This is a genomic window from Blautia sp. NSJ-175 (assembly GCF_022867815.1).
Lineage (GTDB): Bacteria > Bacillota > Clostridia > Lachnospirales > Lachnospiraceae > Blautia > Blautia celeris.
Map to the genome: position 1 here is coordinate 46,600 of NZ_JALIFQ010000020.1, position 18,572 is coordinate 65,171.

The 18,572-nt window shown below is 47.8% G+C and carries 16 protein-coding genes; 2 read left to right on the forward strand and 14 right to left on the reverse strand.

Features of this window, described 5'->3' with window-relative positions; translation table 11 throughout:
- Positions 1–48: 48 nt before the first annotated feature.
- The 10 genes from MUB35_RS23675 to MUB35_RS23720 form a co-directional block, all read right to left on the reverse strand.
- Complete coding sequence (locus MUB35_RS23675) at positions 49–1,176, reverse strand: chitobiase/beta-hexosaminidase C-terminal domain-containing protein (protein WP_033140298.1); 1,128 nt, start codon at positions 1,174–1,176, stop codon at positions 49–51.
- A gap of 33 nt (positions 1,177–1,209) precedes the next feature.
- Entirely contained in the window at positions 1,210–3,744 is a 2,535-nt protein-coding gene (locus MUB35_RS23680; protein WP_244806949.1) for an FtsK/SpoIIIE family DNA translocase, read from the reverse strand.
- A gap of 36 nt (positions 3,745–3,780) precedes the next feature.
- On the reverse strand, positions 3,781–4,656 hold the full coding sequence (locus tag MUB35_RS23685) for an undecaprenyl-diphosphate phosphatase (protein WP_148391460.1): 876 nt from the start codon (positions 4,654–4,656) through the stop codon (positions 3,781–3,783).
- A 147-nt stretch (positions 4,657–4,803) separates the two neighbouring features.
- Positions 4,804–5,508 carry a ClpP family protease gene (locus MUB35_RS23690; protein ID WP_033140301.1) on the reverse strand — a complete coding sequence of 235 codons (705 nt, stop codon included), beginning with the start codon at positions 5,506–5,508 and terminating at the stop codon, positions 4,804–4,806.
- 122 nt (positions 5,509–5,630) lie between these two features.
- Positions 5,631–6,209, reverse strand: a complete 579-nt coding sequence (locus MUB35_RS23695) for a hypothetical protein (RefSeq protein ID WP_244806950.1) — start codon at positions 6,207–6,209, stop codon at positions 5,631–5,633.
- Between the two features lie 32 nt (positions 6,210–6,241).
- On the reverse strand, positions 6,242–6,583 hold the full coding sequence (locus MUB35_RS23700) for a hypothetical protein (RefSeq protein ID WP_033140303.1): 342 nt from the start codon (positions 6,581–6,583) through the stop codon (positions 6,242–6,244).
- A 153-nt stretch (positions 6,584–6,736) separates the two neighbouring features.
- Entirely contained in the window at positions 6,737–7,465 is a 729-nt protein-coding gene (locus MUB35_RS23705) for a YebC/PmpR family DNA-binding transcriptional regulator (RefSeq protein WP_244806951.1), read from the reverse strand.
- A complete protein-coding gene (locus MUB35_RS23710; protein WP_033140305.1) occupies positions 7,435–8,814 on the reverse strand; it encodes a hemolysin family protein in 1,380 nt (459 codons plus the stop codon). The genes MUB35_RS23705 and MUB35_RS23710 overlap by 31 nt, the downstream gene beginning before the upstream one ends.
- Before the next feature lie 117 nt (positions 8,815–8,931).
- Positions 8,932–10,164 (reverse strand): hypothetical protein, encoded by a 1,233-nt coding sequence (locus MUB35_RS23715; RefSeq protein ID WP_033140306.1) that lies wholly within the window; start codon positions 10,162–10,164, stop codon positions 8,932–8,934.
- Positions 10,165–10,264: 100 nt separating this feature from the next.
- Complete coding sequence (locus MUB35_RS23720) at positions 10,265–11,482, reverse strand: helix-turn-helix transcriptional regulator (RefSeq protein WP_033140307.1); 1,218 nt, start codon at positions 11,480–11,482, stop codon at positions 10,265–10,267.
- A 161-nt stretch (positions 11,483–11,643) separates the two neighbouring features.
- Between MUB35_RS23720 and MUB35_RS23725 the strand changes: the two genes are divergently transcribed.
- Positions 11,644–12,615, forward strand: coding sequence for a uroporphyrinogen decarboxylase family protein (locus MUB35_RS23725; protein WP_158587324.1), 972 nt, complete (start codon positions 11,644–11,646; stop codon positions 12,613–12,615).
- Here the strand turns inward: MUB35_RS23725 and MUB35_RS23730 are convergent.
- From MUB35_RS23730 to MUB35_RS23745, 4 genes are all read right to left on the reverse strand, one after another.
- Positions 12,608–12,958, reverse strand: a complete 351-nt coding sequence (locus MUB35_RS23730; protein ID WP_018594007.1) for a type II toxin-antitoxin system PemK/MazF family toxin — start codon at positions 12,956–12,958, stop codon at positions 12,608–12,610. The genes MUB35_RS23725 and MUB35_RS23730 overlap by 8 nt on opposite strands.
- A 152-nt stretch (positions 12,959–13,110) precedes the next feature.
- Positions 13,111–14,247: an alanine racemase gene (gene alr, locus MUB35_RS23735; protein ID WP_244806952.1), complete on the reverse strand. Its 1,137-nt coding sequence runs from the start codon at positions 14,245–14,247 to the stop codon at positions 13,111–13,113.
- Positions 14,244–15,746, reverse strand: coding sequence for a bifunctional ADP-dependent NAD(P)H-hydrate dehydratase/NAD(P)H-hydrate epimerase (locus MUB35_RS23740; RefSeq protein ID WP_033140310.1), 1,503 nt, complete (start codon positions 15,744–15,746; stop codon positions 14,244–14,246). The genes alr and MUB35_RS23740 overlap by 4 nt, the downstream gene beginning before the upstream one ends.
- A 99-nt stretch (positions 15,747–15,845) precedes the next feature.
- A complete protein-coding gene (locus MUB35_RS23745; protein WP_033140311.1) occupies positions 15,846–16,490 on the reverse strand; it encodes a redox-sensing transcriptional repressor Rex in 645 nt (214 codons plus the stop codon).
- Positions 16,491–16,662: 172 nt separating this feature from the next.
- On the opposite strand from MUB35_RS23745, the gene MUB35_RS23750 reads away from it, so the two are divergent.
- The gene (locus tag MUB35_RS23750) at positions 16,663–18,570 is read left to right on the forward strand and encodes an ABC-F family ATP-binding cassette domain-containing protein (RefSeq protein WP_118594089.1); all 1,908 of its coding nucleotides are present in this window, start codon (positions 16,663–16,665) and stop codon (positions 18,568–18,570) included.
- Positions 18,571–18,572 lie beyond the last annotated feature (2 nt).

Consider the following 18,572-nt stretch of genomic DNA (forward strand, 5'->3'; position numbering starts at 1 on the left):
CAAAAATTCAATCCGAATTTTAGAAAAATTTCCAATTTACTTTATAAATCATTGATAAATGACATAAGTTGCACTTGCCGGACTGCTTATTTTTCCGTTTTCATCCACTAAGATGGCGGAAAATATATTCTCTCCCACAGGCATGGCAACCGGGCCTGTATATTCTGTGCTTTCGGTGGTAGGTGTTTCATTAAATTCATAATATGCGGTACATCCCTTCGGCACATATACTTTAATTGTCATGGAGTCCTCATACTGACCGGAGGCGGGTGTAATCCTGGGAGCGTCCGGCGCCTTGAATTCTATGGTGTAGGTCATAAGGCCGATGTCACTGGGAATGCCTTTGGCGTTATACGCCACATATTTCAGGGTATACTCTCCCTCCTCCTCCAACATGATCCCGCTGGCGGAGTCATACAGTTTGCTGGTGGTATCCGGGTCTTTGCCGTCCAGAGTATAATATATTTTGGTTCCGTCTTCAATCGCGCTGAAATCCACTTCCTCTTTGCTGTCATAGGTTCCGCCGTCCAGTGAGATAACCGGAAGGGTACTGATATAGGAAGAATAGCGTTCCTTTACCTCTGTGCTCTCACAGTCATCCATCAGCTCCTTGATCTTTTTGACCTCCCCCTGTTTCTCGTACAGGCGGAGCAGTTCCCCATAGGCACTGACACTGTCGGGAGCCTTGGCGATGGTGGCAATGAGAATTGCCAGCGCTTTCTCCTCCTCCTCATTTTTCAGATATATCTTTGCCTGCAGAATGTTGGCTTCTGTGCTGTCAGGCTGCAGATTCAGGGCACGTTCCAGGTATTTCAGAGCTGAGTCATAGTCCTTGTTGCTGAACTCAGACTCAGCCTGGGCCATCTGGAAATCAAAAGAATTGTACTGCTTCTGATAGAAGATCACACCTGCGCCCACAGCCAGCACACATACGCCGGCCACAGTAAAGCCCACAGCCATACGCCTTTTCTTTCTGCGCTTCATCTCCTGTTCCTGGCGTCTCTTTTCCCGGAGCGCATGCTCCTCTTTTTTCTTCTTCTCTTTTTCCTGTATCTCTCGCTGCTGGATAATCGTCTCCAGCGTATTATATTCCGGCACCCATTGAACTTCTTTGCCGCATACGGGGCAGAACAATATGCCATCTTCAAATTCTGTACCGCAGTTCGCACACTTCATGTAAATACCTCATTTCTCATCTATATCAATATTTTACAAATACTCTTCTATATACTGTTCAAATTCTTCCTGGGACATCAGGACTTTTCTGGGTTTGGTACCTTCCTCCTCGCCCACTACGCCGGCTTCACAGAGCTGGTCCATGATTCTTGCTGCCCGGTTAAAACCAATCTTAAATACACGCTGGAGCATACCGATGGAGGCCTTGTCCTTCTCAATGATGAACTTGCCGGCGTCGGTAAAGTAGGCATCCCGGTCATTTCCACCGGATGCAGCTCCTGCCTGATTGGCGGAAGCATCTTTGGCTGCTTCAATTTTGTCCTGAATCTCCTGGCTGTAGACATGGGCAGGATTCTGCTCCGCTAAGAATTTCACTACAGCCCCCACTTCCTGGTCACTGACAAAAGCGCCCTGTACACGGGCCGGCTTCTGGTAACCCTGCGGGTAAAATAACATGTCGCCTTTGCCCAGCAGTTTTTCCGCGCCGTTCATATCAATAATGGTCCGGGAATCCACACCGGAGGATACGGAGAACGCGATTCTGGAAGGCATGTTTGCCTTGATCAGGCCGGTGATGACATTGACGGAAGGCCGCTGTGTAGCGATGATCAGATGGATTCCCGCTGCACGGGCAAGCTGTGCCAGGCGGCAGATCGCATCCTCCACCTCACCGGGCGCTACCATCATAAGATCTGCCAGCTCGTCCACGATAATAACGATCTGCGGCATCTTTTCCGGCTTTCCTTCCTCTTCAATATCCTTAATTTTGTCAACTTTTGCATTGTATCCTTTTAAATCCCTGACATTGTACTCTGCAAATTTATTATAACGGTCTGTCATCTCCGCAACTGCCCAGTTCAGGGCACCTGCCGCTTTCTTGGGGTCAGTGACCACAGGGATCAGCAGATGGGGAATCCCGTTATACACACTCAGCTCCACAACCTTGGGATCTATCATGATCAGCCGTACCTCTTCCGGGGTGGCTTTGTAAAGGATACTCATAATCAATGTATTGATACATACGGATTTACCGGAGCCTGTGGCGCCTGCGATCAGCAGATGGGGCATCTTGGCAATATCGGCAATGACCGGCTGTCCTGCAATATCTTTTCCCGCCGCAAATGCCAGCTTGGATTTGCACGTGGAAAAAGCCTCGGACTGTATCAGTTCACGAAGCATAACTGCACTGTTTGTGGCATTGGGGACTTCGATTCCGACGGCGGCTTTGCCGGGAATGGGTGCCTCAATACGGATATCCGTTGCTGCCAGATTCAGTTTGATATCATCGGTCAGGCTGACAATTTTGCTGACTTTAACGCCCTGTTCCGGCTGCAGCTCATAACGCGTAACGGTCGGACCGCAGCTCACATTGGTCACTGTCACATTGACCCCGAAATTGTGCAGTGTCTCCTGCAGTTTTTTGGCTGTGCTGCGAAGATGCGTGTCAGAATCACCTTTTCCGCCGGTTCCCTTTTTCAGCAGTGAGACGGGAGGAATTTCGTATTCCTTTTTTGTCTCCTGTTCCTTGTCCGCGATTTCACCCTTTATGTTTTCAATACCATCCTCGATCTCATCTTTTGAGGAACGCGTTTTTTTCGCGGAACCTGCTTTGCGGGGCTTTTCCTCCACAACAGGTTCTGCCGGTATATCTTCCACAATCTCTTCCACCTCTGCCGGCGCTGTGTCGGAACGGCGGATAGGGAAAGCATTTTCTGGTTTCAGAAGGATATCATCTGCAGGAATCTCCTCTGCCGGTTCCGTCAAAGCTGCCTCAGCCGCTGCTGCTTCCTTCCGGATAACACTTATATTTTCAGCAGCCGGATTGGCTGCAATGCTGTCTTCGTTCTTGTTTCTTCTTGTTTTCAATTTTAAAGGTTCGGATTCTTCGTTTTTCTCTCCGTGTTTTGCTCTTCTTCCTGTGACAGGTCTGTCTTTCTGCTCTGCCGCGTACTGTTTTCTGCGGGCATGTCCTGCCTTCGCACTGCCGTACACGTGGGTGCTGCCCTTCTTAAGAAGCGCGAACATGGATTTTTGTGTGATCAGTATCAGAGCAATGATCATTGCAATGATAACGATCACATAAGTTCCGACCGTGCCAAACGCTTTTCCGAAGATATTGCAAAGAAGTCCTCCCAGAATACCTCCGCCGGTTTGGTACGTGGACGAAATTTTATAATAATCCATAATGGAAGTTCCGCCAAAATAGCCGTCCGTTAAAAGCTGCATCAATGCGCAGGCAGAAATGAACAGCAAAAGAAAGCCTGCCATTTTCCGGTAAGCTTTCGGATTTCTGTTATTTGATATGACAAAGGATACGGCAAGGAATAAAAAGATAGGGAATATGTAGGCCACCAGGCCGAACAGTCCGAAGAAGACTCCGCTGACTGTCTTTCCTACCAGGCCTCCCATGCCGAAATTGCTCAGTAACAGCAGGATGGAGCCTGCCAGTGTGATCCATAATATTATCTCAGTATACAGGCCGATGCCCTCGTCCTGTTTTTTCTTATTTCTGCTTCCAGAGCGGGTGCCCGTCTTTTTTCTTGTGTTGTTTTTTTTCGTCGCTGCCATTTTCCTGACTCCCCTTATAGTTCCTGCGGTTTGCACCTACAGGACAAAATTACACGTTACAGCAACAATTCCGATGATAAAACAGTAAATACTGAAATACCGGAATTTTTTGCGCTGTATCAGCCGCAGCATTGTTTTGATGCAGAAGTACCCCGCTGTTCCTGCAAGAACGGCTGCCGCCAGATATTCCCCAAACACGGGAAGTGTGACTCCCGAGCCGGGTATGTCCTTCAATTCCAGGACTGCTGCCCCCAACACAGCCGGAATGGACATGATAAATGAATATTTTACTGCAAATTTTCTGTTGAGACCGCAGAGCAGACAGGCTGCTATGGTCATACCGGACCTGGAGATTCCCGGAAATACGGCGATTCCCTGAAAAAAGCCGATAGCCAGCGCGATCCAAAAGGATACATCTTTCGGTATTTTGTCACCTGCCGGGAAGAAGTCCACCACCAAAAGCAGGATGCCGGTGATAAAAAGCCCAACCCCGGGTGCCAGCAGATTGCTGCCGGCTGTTTCCACAACATTCTGCAGAAGCAGTCCCACAATCGCAGTGGGAATTGTAGAAACCGTAATAAGCAGGATAAATTTACGATAATTGGAGGACACGATCTTCCTATAACGCCTGGCATCGTGTTCTCTTCTGTTGTGTGACCATATTTTAATATTCTGAATGATATCATAGATCATTCCGCAGCCGTCCAGGATCAGCTTCTTAATGTCCTTCCAGAACGCGATAAAAATAGCTGTCAGCGTTCCCAAATGTAAAATCACATCGAACAACACGCCTGTATCGGTATTGATGTTTAATAGATTCTGCATAATAGCCAGATGCCCGGAACTGCTCACCGGAAGGAATTCTGTGATTCCCTGCACCAGTCCAAGCAGAAGTGCCTGTAATAATGACATGTGGTCAACCTCTTCATATGTATTTTCTCCATCTGATTCCTGTGTACAGCGCACAGATGGAGTGATAAACTTTATCAAATGTTTATTTTATCATAAAATTGCATTTCACACAACTTAAAAGTCTTTACAAAATTTAAGAATTTTCGATCAGGCGTCTTTTTTCTTATTTTCTTCTATGAGTTCATACAGTTTTTCCAGAGACTGGGAAATACCGCCCACTTCATCTATGAGACCTTCTTTTACGGCCTCTTCGCCCTCCAGCATAGTGCCCACATCCTTGACAAGCTGGGTGGGATCCAGCATCAATTCTTCGATACGCTCCTGGGTCATTTTGGAATGGGAAGAGACAAAGCCTGTGATACGGTCCTGTATCTTTTCTATGTTTTTATAAGACTGCATCACACCGATAAACATTCCGTTGCTCCGGACCGGATGGATCACCATGGTGGCAGAGGGCACAATAAAAGAGTAATCCGCAGATACAGCCATAGGCACACCGATGGAGTGACCGCCTCCAAGCACCAGGGAAACGGTCGGTTTGCTCAGGGACGCGATCATCTCCGCAATTGCCAGCCCTGCCTCCACATCTCCGCCTACCGTGTTCAGCAGGATCAGCAGGCCGTCCACATCCTTGCTGTCTTCAATGACAGCGAGCTTTGGAAGGACATGTTCGTATTTTGTTGTCTTACTGTTGTTCGGCAGGGATTCGTGGCCTTCCACCTCGCCTATGATGGACAGAAGATGGATGTGATACTGTTTTTCATTATCCGATAAATCAAGCTGCCCCATATCTTCTATCTGTTCATTCTGCTTTTCTGTTTTCTCCAGTTCATTTTTCTTTTCTTCAGACATAAAAGTACCTCCAAGATTTTATTCCTGGAGGTAGGATATGTAATTTGGTGATTATTATGCATAGCCCGGGTCAGAGCAATGTGCTGCATTTTATTCTGTTGATATTGCAGGCTGTGGCAAAATTATTTCTTCTTTTTTCTCTTATCACGGGCCGGATCAAACCATAATCTGGAAGGATATCTTTTTAGATAGCGGTTAATACTGGGTTGGAAATTCATGATGATACAGCAGATATATGCCATTATAATAAAAAATGCTGTAAGCCATGTTGAAATCTGCATATTCGGATATAACAGTATATATTCCTTTGTGATCCAAAGCGAAAAGGCACCACCCAATGTGGTAAAAACAGTACCCCCGATTTTACTCAGTCCGCCAATATATTCACCCATAATCACAGCAACCGGTATAATTATAGGCGTGAGAATATGTCTGTCTCTTCCAAAACGAATTGAATGATTGGTTAGGGGATAATGCATATACAGTTCAACAATACTGATTATAAAGCTGATAAGCCAGGCTATAAGAAGTATGTTCTGAAATACATTAAATCCTGAAATGATCTTACAGGTTTTCCCTGAATGCAGGTCTTCAAATTCTATCTGCTTCTGTCTGTTGTACTCCTCCACCATCCGCTTGACTTCTTCCGGCTCATAGGCCAGTCTGTCTTTTAAATCCTCGGATTCCTTTTTATCCTGCATATGCTCACCTCCGTTCAACCTTTTACAAAGTTCTACCACCCCTGGCGAAGATGTTCCAGACATTTTTCATACACGTCTTTTGAATACTCAAATTCTACATAAGAGAATATGGAATCCACAAAGCAAAATATAACCAAAAGGGTTGCTATCAGTAATTCCCTGTCCTCCCAAATGGACTTTTTCTTTTTCCGCAATAGGATTATTTCTATAATATAAAAAATACTCAGACTGCCATAGAGGAAAAATACCACGTAATAGTACAATTTCCGGTTCCATAGCTGCCCGGTTTTCAAATAATAAAGAAGAATTGTCGGAGGAATGAAGAAAAGCAGCCCTACAATCCTTTTAAATATTTTTTTCTGTTTTGCTTCCATAGACTTCACCTGTCCAAAATGCCATTTACTGATTCGCCTATTCCTATATTGATATCATACCATTTCCGCACAATAAAGTCCAACAGATGTAAATACAAAAATACCCCTCTGCACAGTTCCCTGCACAAAGAGGTATTTTATATTCAGCGATTTTTACTCGTCCCAGTTATGCCATACATACTGTACGTCATCGTCATCCTCAAGCAGATCCAGTGTTCTCTGCAGGTTCTTCACATCCTGCTCATCGGAGAGTTCCACATAGGTCTGAGGGATCATGGCAACATCGGCTTCTGCCATGGGGATGCCCTCTTTTTCCAGGGTTTCACGGACAGCACTGAAATCATCCGGAGCTGTGAGGACCTCAAAGCTGTCCTCCTCCTCGGAAAAGTCTTCTGCGCCTGCGTCCAAAGCGATCATCATCAGGTCGTCTGCGTCCATCTCACACTCTTCTTTGTCGATGATGATCTGGCCTTTTTTATCGAACATAAAGGATACGCATCCCGGTGTTCCGATATTGCCGTTTCCTTTTGTGAAGGCACTTCTCACATTGCTGGCTGTACGGTTCTTGTTGTCTGTCAGGGTCTCCACAATGACAGCCACACCGCTTGGGCCGTAGCCTTCGTAGGTGATGTATTCGTAGTTATCTGCATTGGCATCGCCTGCTGCTTTCTTGATGCCGCGGTCAATGGTGTCGTTTGGCATGTTGTTAGCTTTTGCCTTTGCGATCACATCGCGGAGTTTACTGTTGTTTGCAGGGTCCGGGCCGCCCTCTTTTACGGCTACCACGATTTCCCTGCCGATCACGGTAAAGATTTTACCTTTTTTTGCATCGTTTTTCTCTTTTTTATGTTTTATGTTTGCGAATTTTGAATGTCCTGACATTTCTCTTCTCCTTCTTTTTTGGGCAGTTTTTCTACCCTTACTTTTTGTATTGTATTATTTTCCACCCCAAGGATGGTAAATAAATATCCATTTGCCCTGACTTCCTTGTCCTCCTGCATATTCGGTATATGCCCGAGTAAAGAGGTCAGATATCCATTTAATGTCTCATAGTCTTCATCCTCAAAATCAATGTCCAGCACCTCTCCCACCTCTTCCAGCGGAGTAAGTCCTTTCATCAGATAGGAGTCATCAAGCTGCTCCACAATAAAATGATCGTCTTCGTCATATTCGTCCAGGATATTGCCCACGATCTCTTCCAGAATATCCTCCATGGTCACAATGCCTGAAGTCTGTCCGTATTCATCCACCACCACAGCCATGTGAATCTTCTTGGCCTGCATCCGTTTGAACAGATCATTGATGCTTCTGGTTTCCGGAATATAGGAGGCCTCCCGGATCAGATCCGGTATCTGGCCCACGGGCACATCCCCTTTGTTCTCAAAGGTCATTTGTTTCATGGCATCCTTCAGATGCAGAATGCCGATAATGTCGTCAATATCCTCCCTGTATACCGGATATCTGGAATTGCTTCCGTTCAGCATATAGGAAAGCGCTTCTGCCAGAGGAGTATTTACCTCTATGGCGCTGACATTTTTCCGGTGAGTCATAATATCCTGGGCTTCCTTGTCGGAAAACTCCATGATATTCTGAATCATTTCCGCTTCATTTTCTTCAATCACACCCTGTTCATGGGCATCATCCACCATTGAAATGATCTCTTCTTCTGTCACATCTTCTTCGTTATGATGGGGATCCACACCCAGCAGGCGCACCAGTCCGTTGGACAGCTTCATAATCAAAAACGTAATCGGATAAAACAGCTTCACGATCAGCCGTACCAGTCCGGCTGTGCGGTAAACCCATTGATGAGGATTACAGGTAAACAGTTTCTTGGCGGAAATCACGCCCACAGCCACCAGCAGGATCAGCACCAGCAGCACCACGATCACAACACAAATGCCGCGCAGTAAAGCGTCCGGTATGTAGGAAAATGCAGATACCCCGTTCAGTGCCGTATACATGTATGGAACAATCTCACGGATTCCCACATACCCGGCCAGGATACTGAGAAGCGTACCGACCGTAAGGATGGTATTGACCACCATAACCGGGTTGTTCACCACATCCAGGAGCCAGCGGGATTTTTTGTCACCCTCCTGCTGCCTTTTCTCCACTTCACTTTCGCTTACTTTCTGTATGGCAGAGCCAAATCCATATAAAATTCCGTTAATGATGATGAATAATAGAAAAACCATTACCGCCCATAAAGGACTACTCCCGTCATCCATATGATTAAAAAATTCCTTCTTTCTTCCCTCATATTTGCCCTTTTTGCAGGGCTGTCCTATATTAAGATACCATTTTCGTGCACAGCAGTCAAGAAAAAAAGAATCCCCCGAAGAGGTTCACATCATGAACTCTCCGGGCAATTCTTTTTCAACAAAGGCCGCGATCGCGGCTATATCCGCCCCGCTGGCTCCCTTTTCCATGTAAAGCGTATCCTCCCGGTTCACAGAAGGGCCTGCTGCGTCCAGATGGATCCAGCGCACGCCTTTTCTCAATATATTCCGCTGAAATGCAAGCGCTACGCTGAGATGCTTTTTCCGGCATTCCGGCCACGGCAGTTCATGGTAGATATGGTCCAGCGGCAGTGCGAATGCCGGCTCTCCCAATCCCTGGGCAGTAAAACGGAACCGTTCCCCCGTCTCCTTGTCATTGCTGAAAATACCTGTGACAAAATCCCCATATTCCGCTCTGCAGGCATAGGTAAGGGAGGACAGGTCGATCAGCCACACAGCGCCCATATTCTGGGCCCGAACCATGGCGTCAGCCAGCATGATCCGGCTTTTTCTCCGCGCGGCGCAGAGTTTATTTTGACGTCTGTCCCATACCCCCTCATCGGAGGCAGTTTCCGTAAAACTCAAAACCGCGATGATGTTTTTTCCTGTCTTGCTTCCGGCCAGGATCTCAAAAACAGACAGCATGTCCGCAGCTCCGCACAGGTCAAAACAGATATCCTCCTGGGCGTCGTGATAGGCATGGTACAGCTCCTCTTCTATTCCGTAAAAAATGCTTCTTCCGATCAAAGCCACAGCCCCCATACATGAGCCGCAGTTATAATGCAGGGTAACGGTACGCACCCCTGCCTCTTTGACCGAATCGCAGGGCACGCCAAGGGATTCGGCCAGCTCCTCTGCATATCGGGCCATCTTCTCAACATTGATATGCCGGAAAGGAAGGTTGCCCAGGGTTCTGGCATGACCGATACAGACAGCCTCCCTCTTTCCCTCTGTGACGGCGGACAGTAAATTTTCTGATGAAATAATATAAAAGATACCATCACCATAGTCACACAGCCTGTCCCTGCACTGATATACCGTAGCCGTTTCCAATTCTTCCAGCGCATTTTCGCAAAAATGGTAGGCGCCCTGATACAGACATCGTATGATCACCTTCACCAGCTCCCGCTTTCTCTGAAAGCTCAGACCGCCGGTATCCATAAATATGCAGTGGCAGCCCCTGCGCTTTCTTCCGAGCTGTTTAAACTGCCTGCACAGCGCCGGGATGCTGGCATATCTGGGAATGACAAAATCTTCCCAGACCGCACTTTCAGATCGCTCCATATACGTGATTTCCATCTCTTATCTCCCCGTGACTCATCCATAACCAAATATAACTCATTATATTTTCTAAACGCTTTGCAGGCAATGGACAAATCCCACATATCCGGTGGATTATTTACACAGTATGGGACTGCCGGTACTGCATGGGTGTCATTCCTGTGATTTTTTTGAACACACGGAAAAAGTAATGACAGTCTTCATACCCCACTCTCTCTGATATTTCCCTTATATGCAGATGCGTTTCCTTTAAATACTCCTTTGCCTTCTCCACACGCAGCCTGGTAATGTAATCCACCGGGGAATGGTGCATTTCCTTTTTAAAGATCGCGGAGAAATAATTGGGATTCATACCGTAGCGCTCTGACAGCAGATTGATGGATATCTCTTCACAGTAATGCTTTTTTATGTACTCCTCTGCCAAAAGGACCTTGTCTCTGGCCCTGGAATCCGAACGCCTGCGGCCGTTCTGGAATTCTGCGGCTATGTTCCAGATATAGTCAAATATCTCATCCATGGTGTACATTTTATCCAGCACATAATAGCTCTTCAGAAGCATATCCGCATCAATGGCGCCCCGGATCTCCGGTTCATAATACTGCATGAGAATGCTCAGGGTCCTTACCCATAGAATCCTGATATAGGACATGCCGTACTTCTTGACCATATCCTCGGAAAAAAGGGTGTGCAGCATTTTCCTGCTTTTCTCTGACTGCCCCTGCTCCAGATATTTCTCCAACATGTGAAACCTGACAGCGGGCAGCTTCTTTGTCCGGAAAATGTACTCATCCTCGTAAAAATATAAGTTGGAGCACCCATATGCGATTCTGCGCTCCAAAGCAATTCTGGCCTCCTCCAGATTCTGCAGGCAGACCCTGTCGGTCAGACTGCTGACACCTACAGTCAGATATACACCTTTCTGTTCTCCGAGAACGGTCTTCAGCCGGAGAAAAATCTGTTCAGTCTCCCTGCGCAGACTTCTCTTGTCTCCTCTCTCATAAAACACCGCGTAAATCTGGCTGGAACAGGTCAGGCTGTTGGCAGAAAGTATCCCACACTGCGCCGGCATCCTGGTGACAAGTTCCCTTGTGTAGTCTCTCAGTCTCCTTTCCTCTTCCCACCAGCTCTTGCTGCCGCACACTATGACACAGATGTCGAGAACCGCAAGATAAAATGCCAGGTCTTTGCCGCCGGAAGTCAGTTGGGAATATAAAGGATACTTCTGTCTGATAAAAGGACCTGTTTTGGGTTCATGAACCAGCAGGTTCACCTCCCGGTCCAGTTCAAAACCATACTCTGCACCTTTGGCTCCCGTATCTTTATGGATCGTTTTCATTTCACTCCCTCCTTCCCGCTCTTACAGTCACTTTATTCTATATCTATTATACCATGGAATGCAGCAGAAAAAGTTCCAAAATCAAATTTTGAATAAATCATTGTTTTTATAAAATTCTGGTGTATAATGTAAGTAACCAATATTGGATGGGAGGTTTTTATATGACACCAAAAGAAAATTTCAGAAAATTTTTTCAGCACGAACGCGGTGAATGGTTTCCCAGTTTTTTTACAGACGCTAACCTGTCTGTCTTTATAACGGGAATGGATGAGCGTGCGCCCCATAACCAGTCCGGAAAAGATTTCTTCGGATGTACCTGGGTGTATGATCCTGTGGGAAATGCAGCCGTGCCTGACACCAGTGTTTTGCCGGTTCTGGATGATATCTGTGACTGGAGGGAAAAAGTAGTCTTCCCTGATTTGGACGCCGTAGACTGGGAGGCAAGCGCAAAGGCAGACAAGGTGGACCAGTATGACCCGGACAAATTCAATTATTCCATGCTTCTGGAAGGCCCCTTTGAACGTCTGCACACACTCATGGGCTTTGAAAACGCCCTCTGCGCCATGCTGACAGACCCGGAGGAGGTAAGCGCCTTTTTCGACCGGCTTACAGAGATGAAATGCAGAGAACTGGACATTCTGAAAAAGTACTACCTCACAGAAGCCGTATGCTTCCATGATGACTGGGGCACGCAGAAAAACATGTTCTTCTCCCCGGACATCTGGCGCAGCCTGATCAAACCGCAGATTAAAAAAATCGCAGCCCACTGTCACTCTCTCGGCATGTTCTTCGATATGCATTCCTGCGGCAAAATGGATCAGATCATAGCGGAGTTCCCGGAGATTGGCATAGATTCCTTCCAGGGACAGGGCATCAACGACATTGTGGGGGCAATGAAAAAGACAGGCAGAAGCCTGTCCTATAACATCACACCAAAGTATCAGGACCTGGAAGCCCAGGCGGCAGCAGGAAACCTGACAGAGGAGGAAGTCAGAAGCCATATCCGGGAAGAAGTTTTATCCTGTGCAAAGAACGGAATCTATACAACTGCCTTCGTCCCGGTAAAGACCTGGTGGTTCCCCATCGCCATGCAGGAGGCGAAAGCCTGCGAAAAGGAAATTTTCACTATGTAGTGGGAAGTTCCAGGCTCACGCACAGGGCATGATTGACTTTCTTCAGTATTTCCGCATCCAGATGGCATACCTTGTCTTTTAATCTTCGTTTATCAATTGTGCGAAGCTGCTCTAACAGGATCACGGAATCCTTCACGATCGCGTAGGAGGATGCGTCAATCTCTATATGGGTGGGCAGCTTCGCCTTGTTCATCTTCGATGTTATGGCCGCACAGATCACTGTGGGGCTGTGTTTATTTCCGATGTCATTCTGAATGATCAGCACCGGACGGATTCCGCCCTGCTCACTTCCGACCACCGGCCTTAAATCCGCGTAAAAAATATCACCTCGTTTGATAACCACACATTTCACACTCCGATTTTTTTCTGTTCAGATATAATTCTTCCCAATTCTCTCGTGTGTATTCCATGGTTTTTCTTGTTTTTTACTTTTCTGAAGCCAAAAGTCCTCCAAACAGCTGAAAAAACGGTGCGCAGGCACGTCCACACGGCCGGCTACTGCCCGGAAACGTACAGACGCGGCACACGTTTGTTGATGCAGCAGGCAAACTCATAATTGAAACGGCCGGATATCTCCCCCAGCTCCTCCATTGTGATGCACTCCTGCCCGTCTCTTCCGATCAAGGTCACTTCATCTAACTCTTCCGCTTCCGGAATATCTGTCACATCTGCCATGAACTGATCCATACAGACGCGTCCGATAATAGGCGCGCGCCTGCTTCGTATCAGCACGCTGCCCCTGCCCGACAGCCCTCTGCAGTACCCGTCCGCATACCCCACGGGAATCGTGGCCACCCTGGTCGGGCGTGTTGTGACAAAGGTACCGCCGTAACTGATCTCCACGCCGGGTTCCACTGTCTTTATGTATACAACTCTGCTTTTGAGAGCCATAACCGGTTTTAAAGGCACCGGCTCCTTTTCCACCTGGTCGGATGGATACAGGCCGTACAGAATAATGCCTGCCCTCACTGCATCCATGTTCGCCTCGGGAATACGGATGATACCTGCGCTGTTGGAACAGTGCTTCAGAGGCACATGCAGCCCCTTCTCCTCCAGTGCATGGACAAATTTCAGGTATCTCTCAAGCTGCACATACGCCGGTTCCCTGTCCGTCTCATCGGCTCTGGCAAAATGTGTGAACAGACCTTCTACTTCAAGGCCGGGCATCTCTGCAATCTTCAGAATCTCCGGTACATCATGCTGTAAGTCGCGATAGCCGATACGGGTCATGCCTGTATCCAGCTTAATATGTATCTTTACTGTTTTGTTCAGCCGCTTTGCCGTGTCCGATAAATCCTCAGCCATCTTACCGGTAAAAACGGTTGGACGGAAATCGTTCTTGATAATCGTCTCGTAATCTTCCAGGAAGGTATATCCAAGGATCAGAACAGGCTTTTTGATGCCGCCCTCCCGAAGAGCAAGTCCCTCTTCCACACAGGCCACTGCAAATCCCCAAATATAGGGCAGTGATTCTATGTGTTCGGCAATGGGAAGCGCTCCGTGTCCATAGCCGTCCGCTTTGAGTACGGCTATGATCTTCGTGTCCTCATGGATATTCTTCTTCATATTTTCCAGATTATAGGAAACCGCATCCAAATCTATGGAAACGTAAATCCTGTTTGGTGTCTTCATAAAACTGCTCCTCTTTTCTTCAAGATCTCCGCTGTCTGTGTAATGATATCCCCGGCAATCATGCTGTACTCACCTTTTTGGGCGGCGGCCATATCCCCTGCCATACCGTGGAAATAAACGCCGAGAGCTGCCGCCTCCCTGGCTGAAAGTCCCTGGGACAAAAATCCCATGAGGATGCCAAAGAGCACGTCCCCGCTTCCCGCTGTTGCCATACCGCTGTTGCCGGAGGTGTTGATAAATATCTCCTCGCCGCCGTCGGAAATGACGGTACGTGAATCTTTACACACGACTGTCAGGTGATATTTCCCGGCAAAACGTTTTGTCAGGTAAAGAGGCGCTTCCTTCCACTCCTCCACAGATACCCCGGAGATTCTGGAAAACTCACCCAGATGCGGTGTCACAAGGACCGGTGCCGGATACTGGGACAGCACTTCCATTCTGCCGGCCAGCAGATTCAGGCCGTCCGCGTCGATCAGCAGAGGTTTTCTGCCCTCCGCCAGTATGGTATACAAAATATCTTCCGCCTGCTGTCCTGTGCCGAGTCCCGGTCCTACCCCGATCACATCAGCCCATGCAAGCCCTTCCCGGATCTGTTCTTTTCGGATCTCTTCATCGTCATAAAAGCTGTACATGGCCTCCGGCAGCATTGTGGTCAGTGCCTGACGGTTCTCTTCCCTGGTATGTACCTTTATCATGCCTGCGCCGGCCCTAAGAGCCGCACAGGCGGAGAGATATGCCGCGCCGCTTATATCCCGGCTGCCGGCTGCCAGGAATATTTTCCCGAAAGTTCCTTTGTTCCCGTCCGGCTTTCTCGCCGGAATCCGGCACAGATCCTTCTCCTCACAGCTCTGTATGGACAGTTCAAAATCATTCTGAGGCAGCCTGTAGATTCCGATATCAGCCGTCCTTACCTTGCCCGCGCAGGATGCGCCCGGGTAGAATAAAAGACCTGCCTTCTCATAAGCAAAGGTGACTGTCACATCAGCCTTCACTGCGCAGCCCAGCACTTTCCCCGTATCAGCACTGATACCTGATGGAATGTCCACTGCCATGACCTTTGCCCCTGACCGGTTCAGAGCTTCGATGGTGTCCCTGTATTTTCCGCCCACTTCCCTGGACAGACCTACACCAAAGACAGCATCTACTATAGTAGTATATTCAGCAGGTACTGCATTCTTGACAAAGGATATATGATAATTTTCTGCAATTTTCACTTGCTTTCTCATTTCTTCTGTATAATGGTCCTTTTTTCCAAGTATACAGATATCTGCCGAGACACCTGTCATATGGAGCATACGGGCCACCGCTACGCCGTCCGCACCGTTATTTCCGGTACCGCAGAGCACCAGAACTCTTTTCAGAGGAAAATTTTCCTCCCGAAGTGCCTGACAGACACTCAGAGCTGCCCGCTCCATAAGTACCAGGGAGGGAACCCCGATCTCGTGGATCGTGTATTCATCCAATAGCTTCATCTGTCCGCCGGTTACGATTTGTTTCATATCATACACTCCTCTCTTATTCCGGTATGAATCAGGGAAGTCTGTCAAACCTTCCTGCAGAGCAAAAGGCCGCCGCAAAAATTCCGCAGCAGCCTTTTCTTACTTTTTATGTTCGGTCACATAACAATTCAGGTTATAAGACAATCGCATGAGGCTCTCAGAAAGGTGTACATTTTCCACGATGACATCCTCCGGGACCTCCAGATCCAGATGTGCGAAATTCCAGATGGCTTTGATTCCGTTTTCCACCAGCAGGTTGGCTGTCTCCTCCGCGTTATTCTTAGGCAGAGTCAGCGCTGCTATCTGAACATCATTATCCTTCAGATACTGGGGAAGTTCATCCATCATAAGAATTTCGTTCCCACGGATAGAGATACCTTTCAGAACCGGATTCACATCAAATATACCCACCACTTTAAATCCGCGCTTTTCAAACTGTACATAATTGGCCAGTGCCTGTCCCAGATTGCCGGCTCCGATGATGATCATGTTGTGGGTCCTGTCGAGCCCCAGGATCTTGGCGATCTCTGTATACAGGTACTGCACATTATAGCCGTATCCCTGCTGCCCGAATCCTCCGAAATTGTTCAGGTCCTGGCGAATCTGGGATGCGGTCACGCGCATCTTGCTGCTCAGCTCGTTTGAGGAAATACGTTCCACACCATCTTCCAAAAGTTCTCCTAAATATCTGTAATATCGGGGAAGTCTTCTGATGACTGCTTTTGATATGCATTTTTCGTCCACGACTTTACCCTCCTTATGTCTAAGTTTTCTGTTTCATATAGGAATATTATATATAATTGTTAAAATAAAGTCAAATACAATTCCAGTTATTGTTGTTTTTATCTGTTGTCAAATTCTGAATTTCCGATATAATAGGAAGGGTGAACCAAAAGATAAAGGAGATTCGTATAAAATGATACTGGCATGTCAAAACATTGAAAAATCGTTCGGAGGCATGAATCTGATCCATGATGCCTCCTTCCATATAGAAGAACGCGAAAAAGCCGCCCTGGTGGGCATCAACGGAGCAGGAAAATCCACACTGCTGCGCATCATCATGCAGGAGATTCCCGCGGACAGCGGAGAGGTAATCTTATCAAGGGGCAGGACCATCGGCTATCTGGCCCAGCATCAGGAGTTGGACAGCGCGCTCACCATCTATGACTCTCTGCTCCAGGTCAAACAGCATATTCTGGATATGGAGCTTCATATGCGCAGAACCGAAAAACAGATGAAGCACGCCCAAGGGGAGGAGCTGGACCGCCTGATGGAGACGTATTCCCGGCTGACCCATGAGTTTGAGATGGAGAACGGCTATGCGTATAAAAGTGAGCTTGTGGGCGTACTGAAGGGACTCGGCTTTCCGGAGAGTGACTTTGAAAAAGAAATCTCCACCCTGTCAGGAGGCCAGAAAACCCGTGTGGCCCTTGGCCGTCTGCTGCTGTCAAAACCGGATATCATCCTTCTGGATGAGCCTACCAACCATCTGGATATGGACTCCATCTCCTGGCTGGAGACGTACCTTTTGAATTATCCGGGAGCTGTCCTTATCGTATCCCACGACCGGTATTTTCTGGACAGGATCGTGACCAAGGTGATTGATATTGACAACGGAAAGGTAAGCTCCTTCAGCGGAAACTATTCCGCCTACAGTGAGAAAAAGGCCCAGCTTCGCAGAGATGCCTACCAGGCCTACCTCAATCAGCAGCAGGAGATCAAACACCAGGAGGAAGTCATTGCCAAATTAAAGCAGTTCAACCGGGAAAAGTCCATTAAGCGGGCTGAGAGCCGGGAAAAGATGCTGGATAAGATTGAAGTCATAGAAAAACCGACTGAGGTAAACGCGTCCATGCGTATTTACCTGAAGCCCCGCATAGAGAGCGGCATGGATGTGCTGACCGTGGAACATCTCTCTAAATCCTTTCCCTCCCTCCCGCTGTTTTCTGATCTGAACTTTTCCATCAAACGCGGGGAGCGTGTGGCCATCATCGGGAATAACGGAACCGGAAAAACGACGATACTCAAAATACTGAACGAGCTGGTCCCGGCCGACGCCGGCGTCTTCCATCTGGGAAGTAAAGTACACATCGGCTACTATGACCAGGAGCACCACGTGCTGCATATGGAAAAAACCATCTTCGAGGAGATTTCGGATGATTTTCCCAAGCTCACCAACACGGAGATCCGCAATCTGCTGGCTGCCTTTCTCTTTACCGGGGATGATGTCTTTAAAAAGATCGCATCCTTAAGCGGCGGGGAACGGGGCCGCGTATCCCTGGCAAAGCTCATGCTCTCAGAAGCCAATTTCCTGATCCTGGATGAGCCTACCAACCATCTTGACATTATGTCAAAGGAGATCCTGGAGGAGGCCCTGCGCAATTATACGGGTACGGTGCTGTATGTATCCCATGACCGTTACTTTATCAACCGTACCGCCACCAGGATCCTGGAGCTGACCAACCAGAGTATGGTAAACTATATCGGCAACTATGATTATTACATGGAGAAGAGGGAGGAGCTCACCCGCATCTATGCGCCGGGCCTTGAGGAGGAACAGGCTGCGGAATCCGTATCCGCCACGAAACTGGACTGGAAACAGCGCAAAGAAGAACAGGCACGCCAGAGAAAGCGTGAAAATGATCTGAAGAAGACAGAGGCAGAGATTGAACGCCTGGAAACCAGGGACAAAGAGATCGACAGTGAGATGGAAAAGCCTGAAGTTGCCGTCAATGTGGCTGAATGCGTCCGGCTTGCCAATGAAAAAGCTGAGATTGCAGAAAAGCTGGAAGAACTGTATGAAAAATGGGAAGAGCTGGCATAATG

What these genes read in the sequence shown, in the direction of transcription:
- MUB35_RS23750 (WP_118594089.1), top strand. Translation starts at nt 16,663, where the DNA reads ATGATACTGGCATGTCAAAACATTGAAAAATCGTTCGGAGGCATGAAT.
- MUB35_RS23710 (WP_033140305.1), bottom strand. Translation starts at nt 8,814, where the DNA reads ATGGATGACGGGAGTAGTCCTTTATGGGCGGTAATGGTTTTTCTATTA.
- MUB35_RS23685 (WP_148391460.1), bottom strand. Translation starts at nt 4,656, where the DNA reads ATGTCATTATTACAGGCACTTCTGCTTGGACTGGTGCAGGGAATCACA.
- MUB35_RS23675 (WP_033140298.1), bottom strand. Translation starts at nt 1,176, where the DNA reads ATGAAGTGTGCGAACTGCGGTACAGAATTTGAAGATGGCATATTGTTC.
- MUB35_RS23705 (WP_244806951.1), bottom strand. Translation starts at nt 7,465, where the DNA reads ATGTCAGGACATTCAAAATTCGCAAACATAAAACATAAAAAAGAGAAA.
- alr (WP_244806952.1), bottom strand. Translation starts at nt 14,247, where the DNA reads ATGAAGACACCAAACAGGATTTACGTTTCCATAGATTTGGATGCGGTT.
- MUB35_RS23700 (WP_033140303.1), bottom strand. Translation starts at nt 6,583, where the DNA reads ATGGAAGCAAAACAGAAAAAAATATTTAAAAGGATTGTAGGGCTGCTT.
- MUB35_RS23725 (WP_158587324.1), top strand. Translation starts at nt 11,644, where the DNA reads ATGACACCAAAAGAAAATTTCAGAAAATTTTTTCAGCACGAACGCGGT.
- MUB35_RS23740 (WP_033140310.1), bottom strand. Translation starts at nt 15,746, where the DNA reads ATGAAACAAATCGTAACCGGCGGACAGATGAAGCTATTGGATGAATAC.
- MUB35_RS23690 (WP_033140301.1), bottom strand. Translation starts at nt 5,508, where the DNA reads ATGTCTGAAGAAAAGAAAAATGAACTGGAGAAAACAGAAAAGCAGAAT.
- MUB35_RS23695 (WP_244806950.1), bottom strand. Translation starts at nt 6,209, where the DNA reads ATGCAGGATAAAAAGGAATCCGAGGATTTAAAAGACAGACTGGCCTAT.
- MUB35_RS23715 (WP_033140306.1), bottom strand. Translation starts at nt 10,164, where the DNA reads ATGGAAATCACGTATATGGAGCGATCTGAAAGTGCGGTCTGGGAAGAT.
- MUB35_RS23680 (WP_244806949.1), bottom strand. Translation starts at nt 3,744, where the DNA reads ATGGCAGCGACGAAAAAAAACAACACAAGAAAAAAGACGGGCACCCGC.
- MUB35_RS23720 (WP_033140307.1), bottom strand. Translation starts at nt 11,482, where the DNA reads ATGAAAACGATCCATAAAGATACGGGAGCCAAAGGTGCAGAGTATGGT.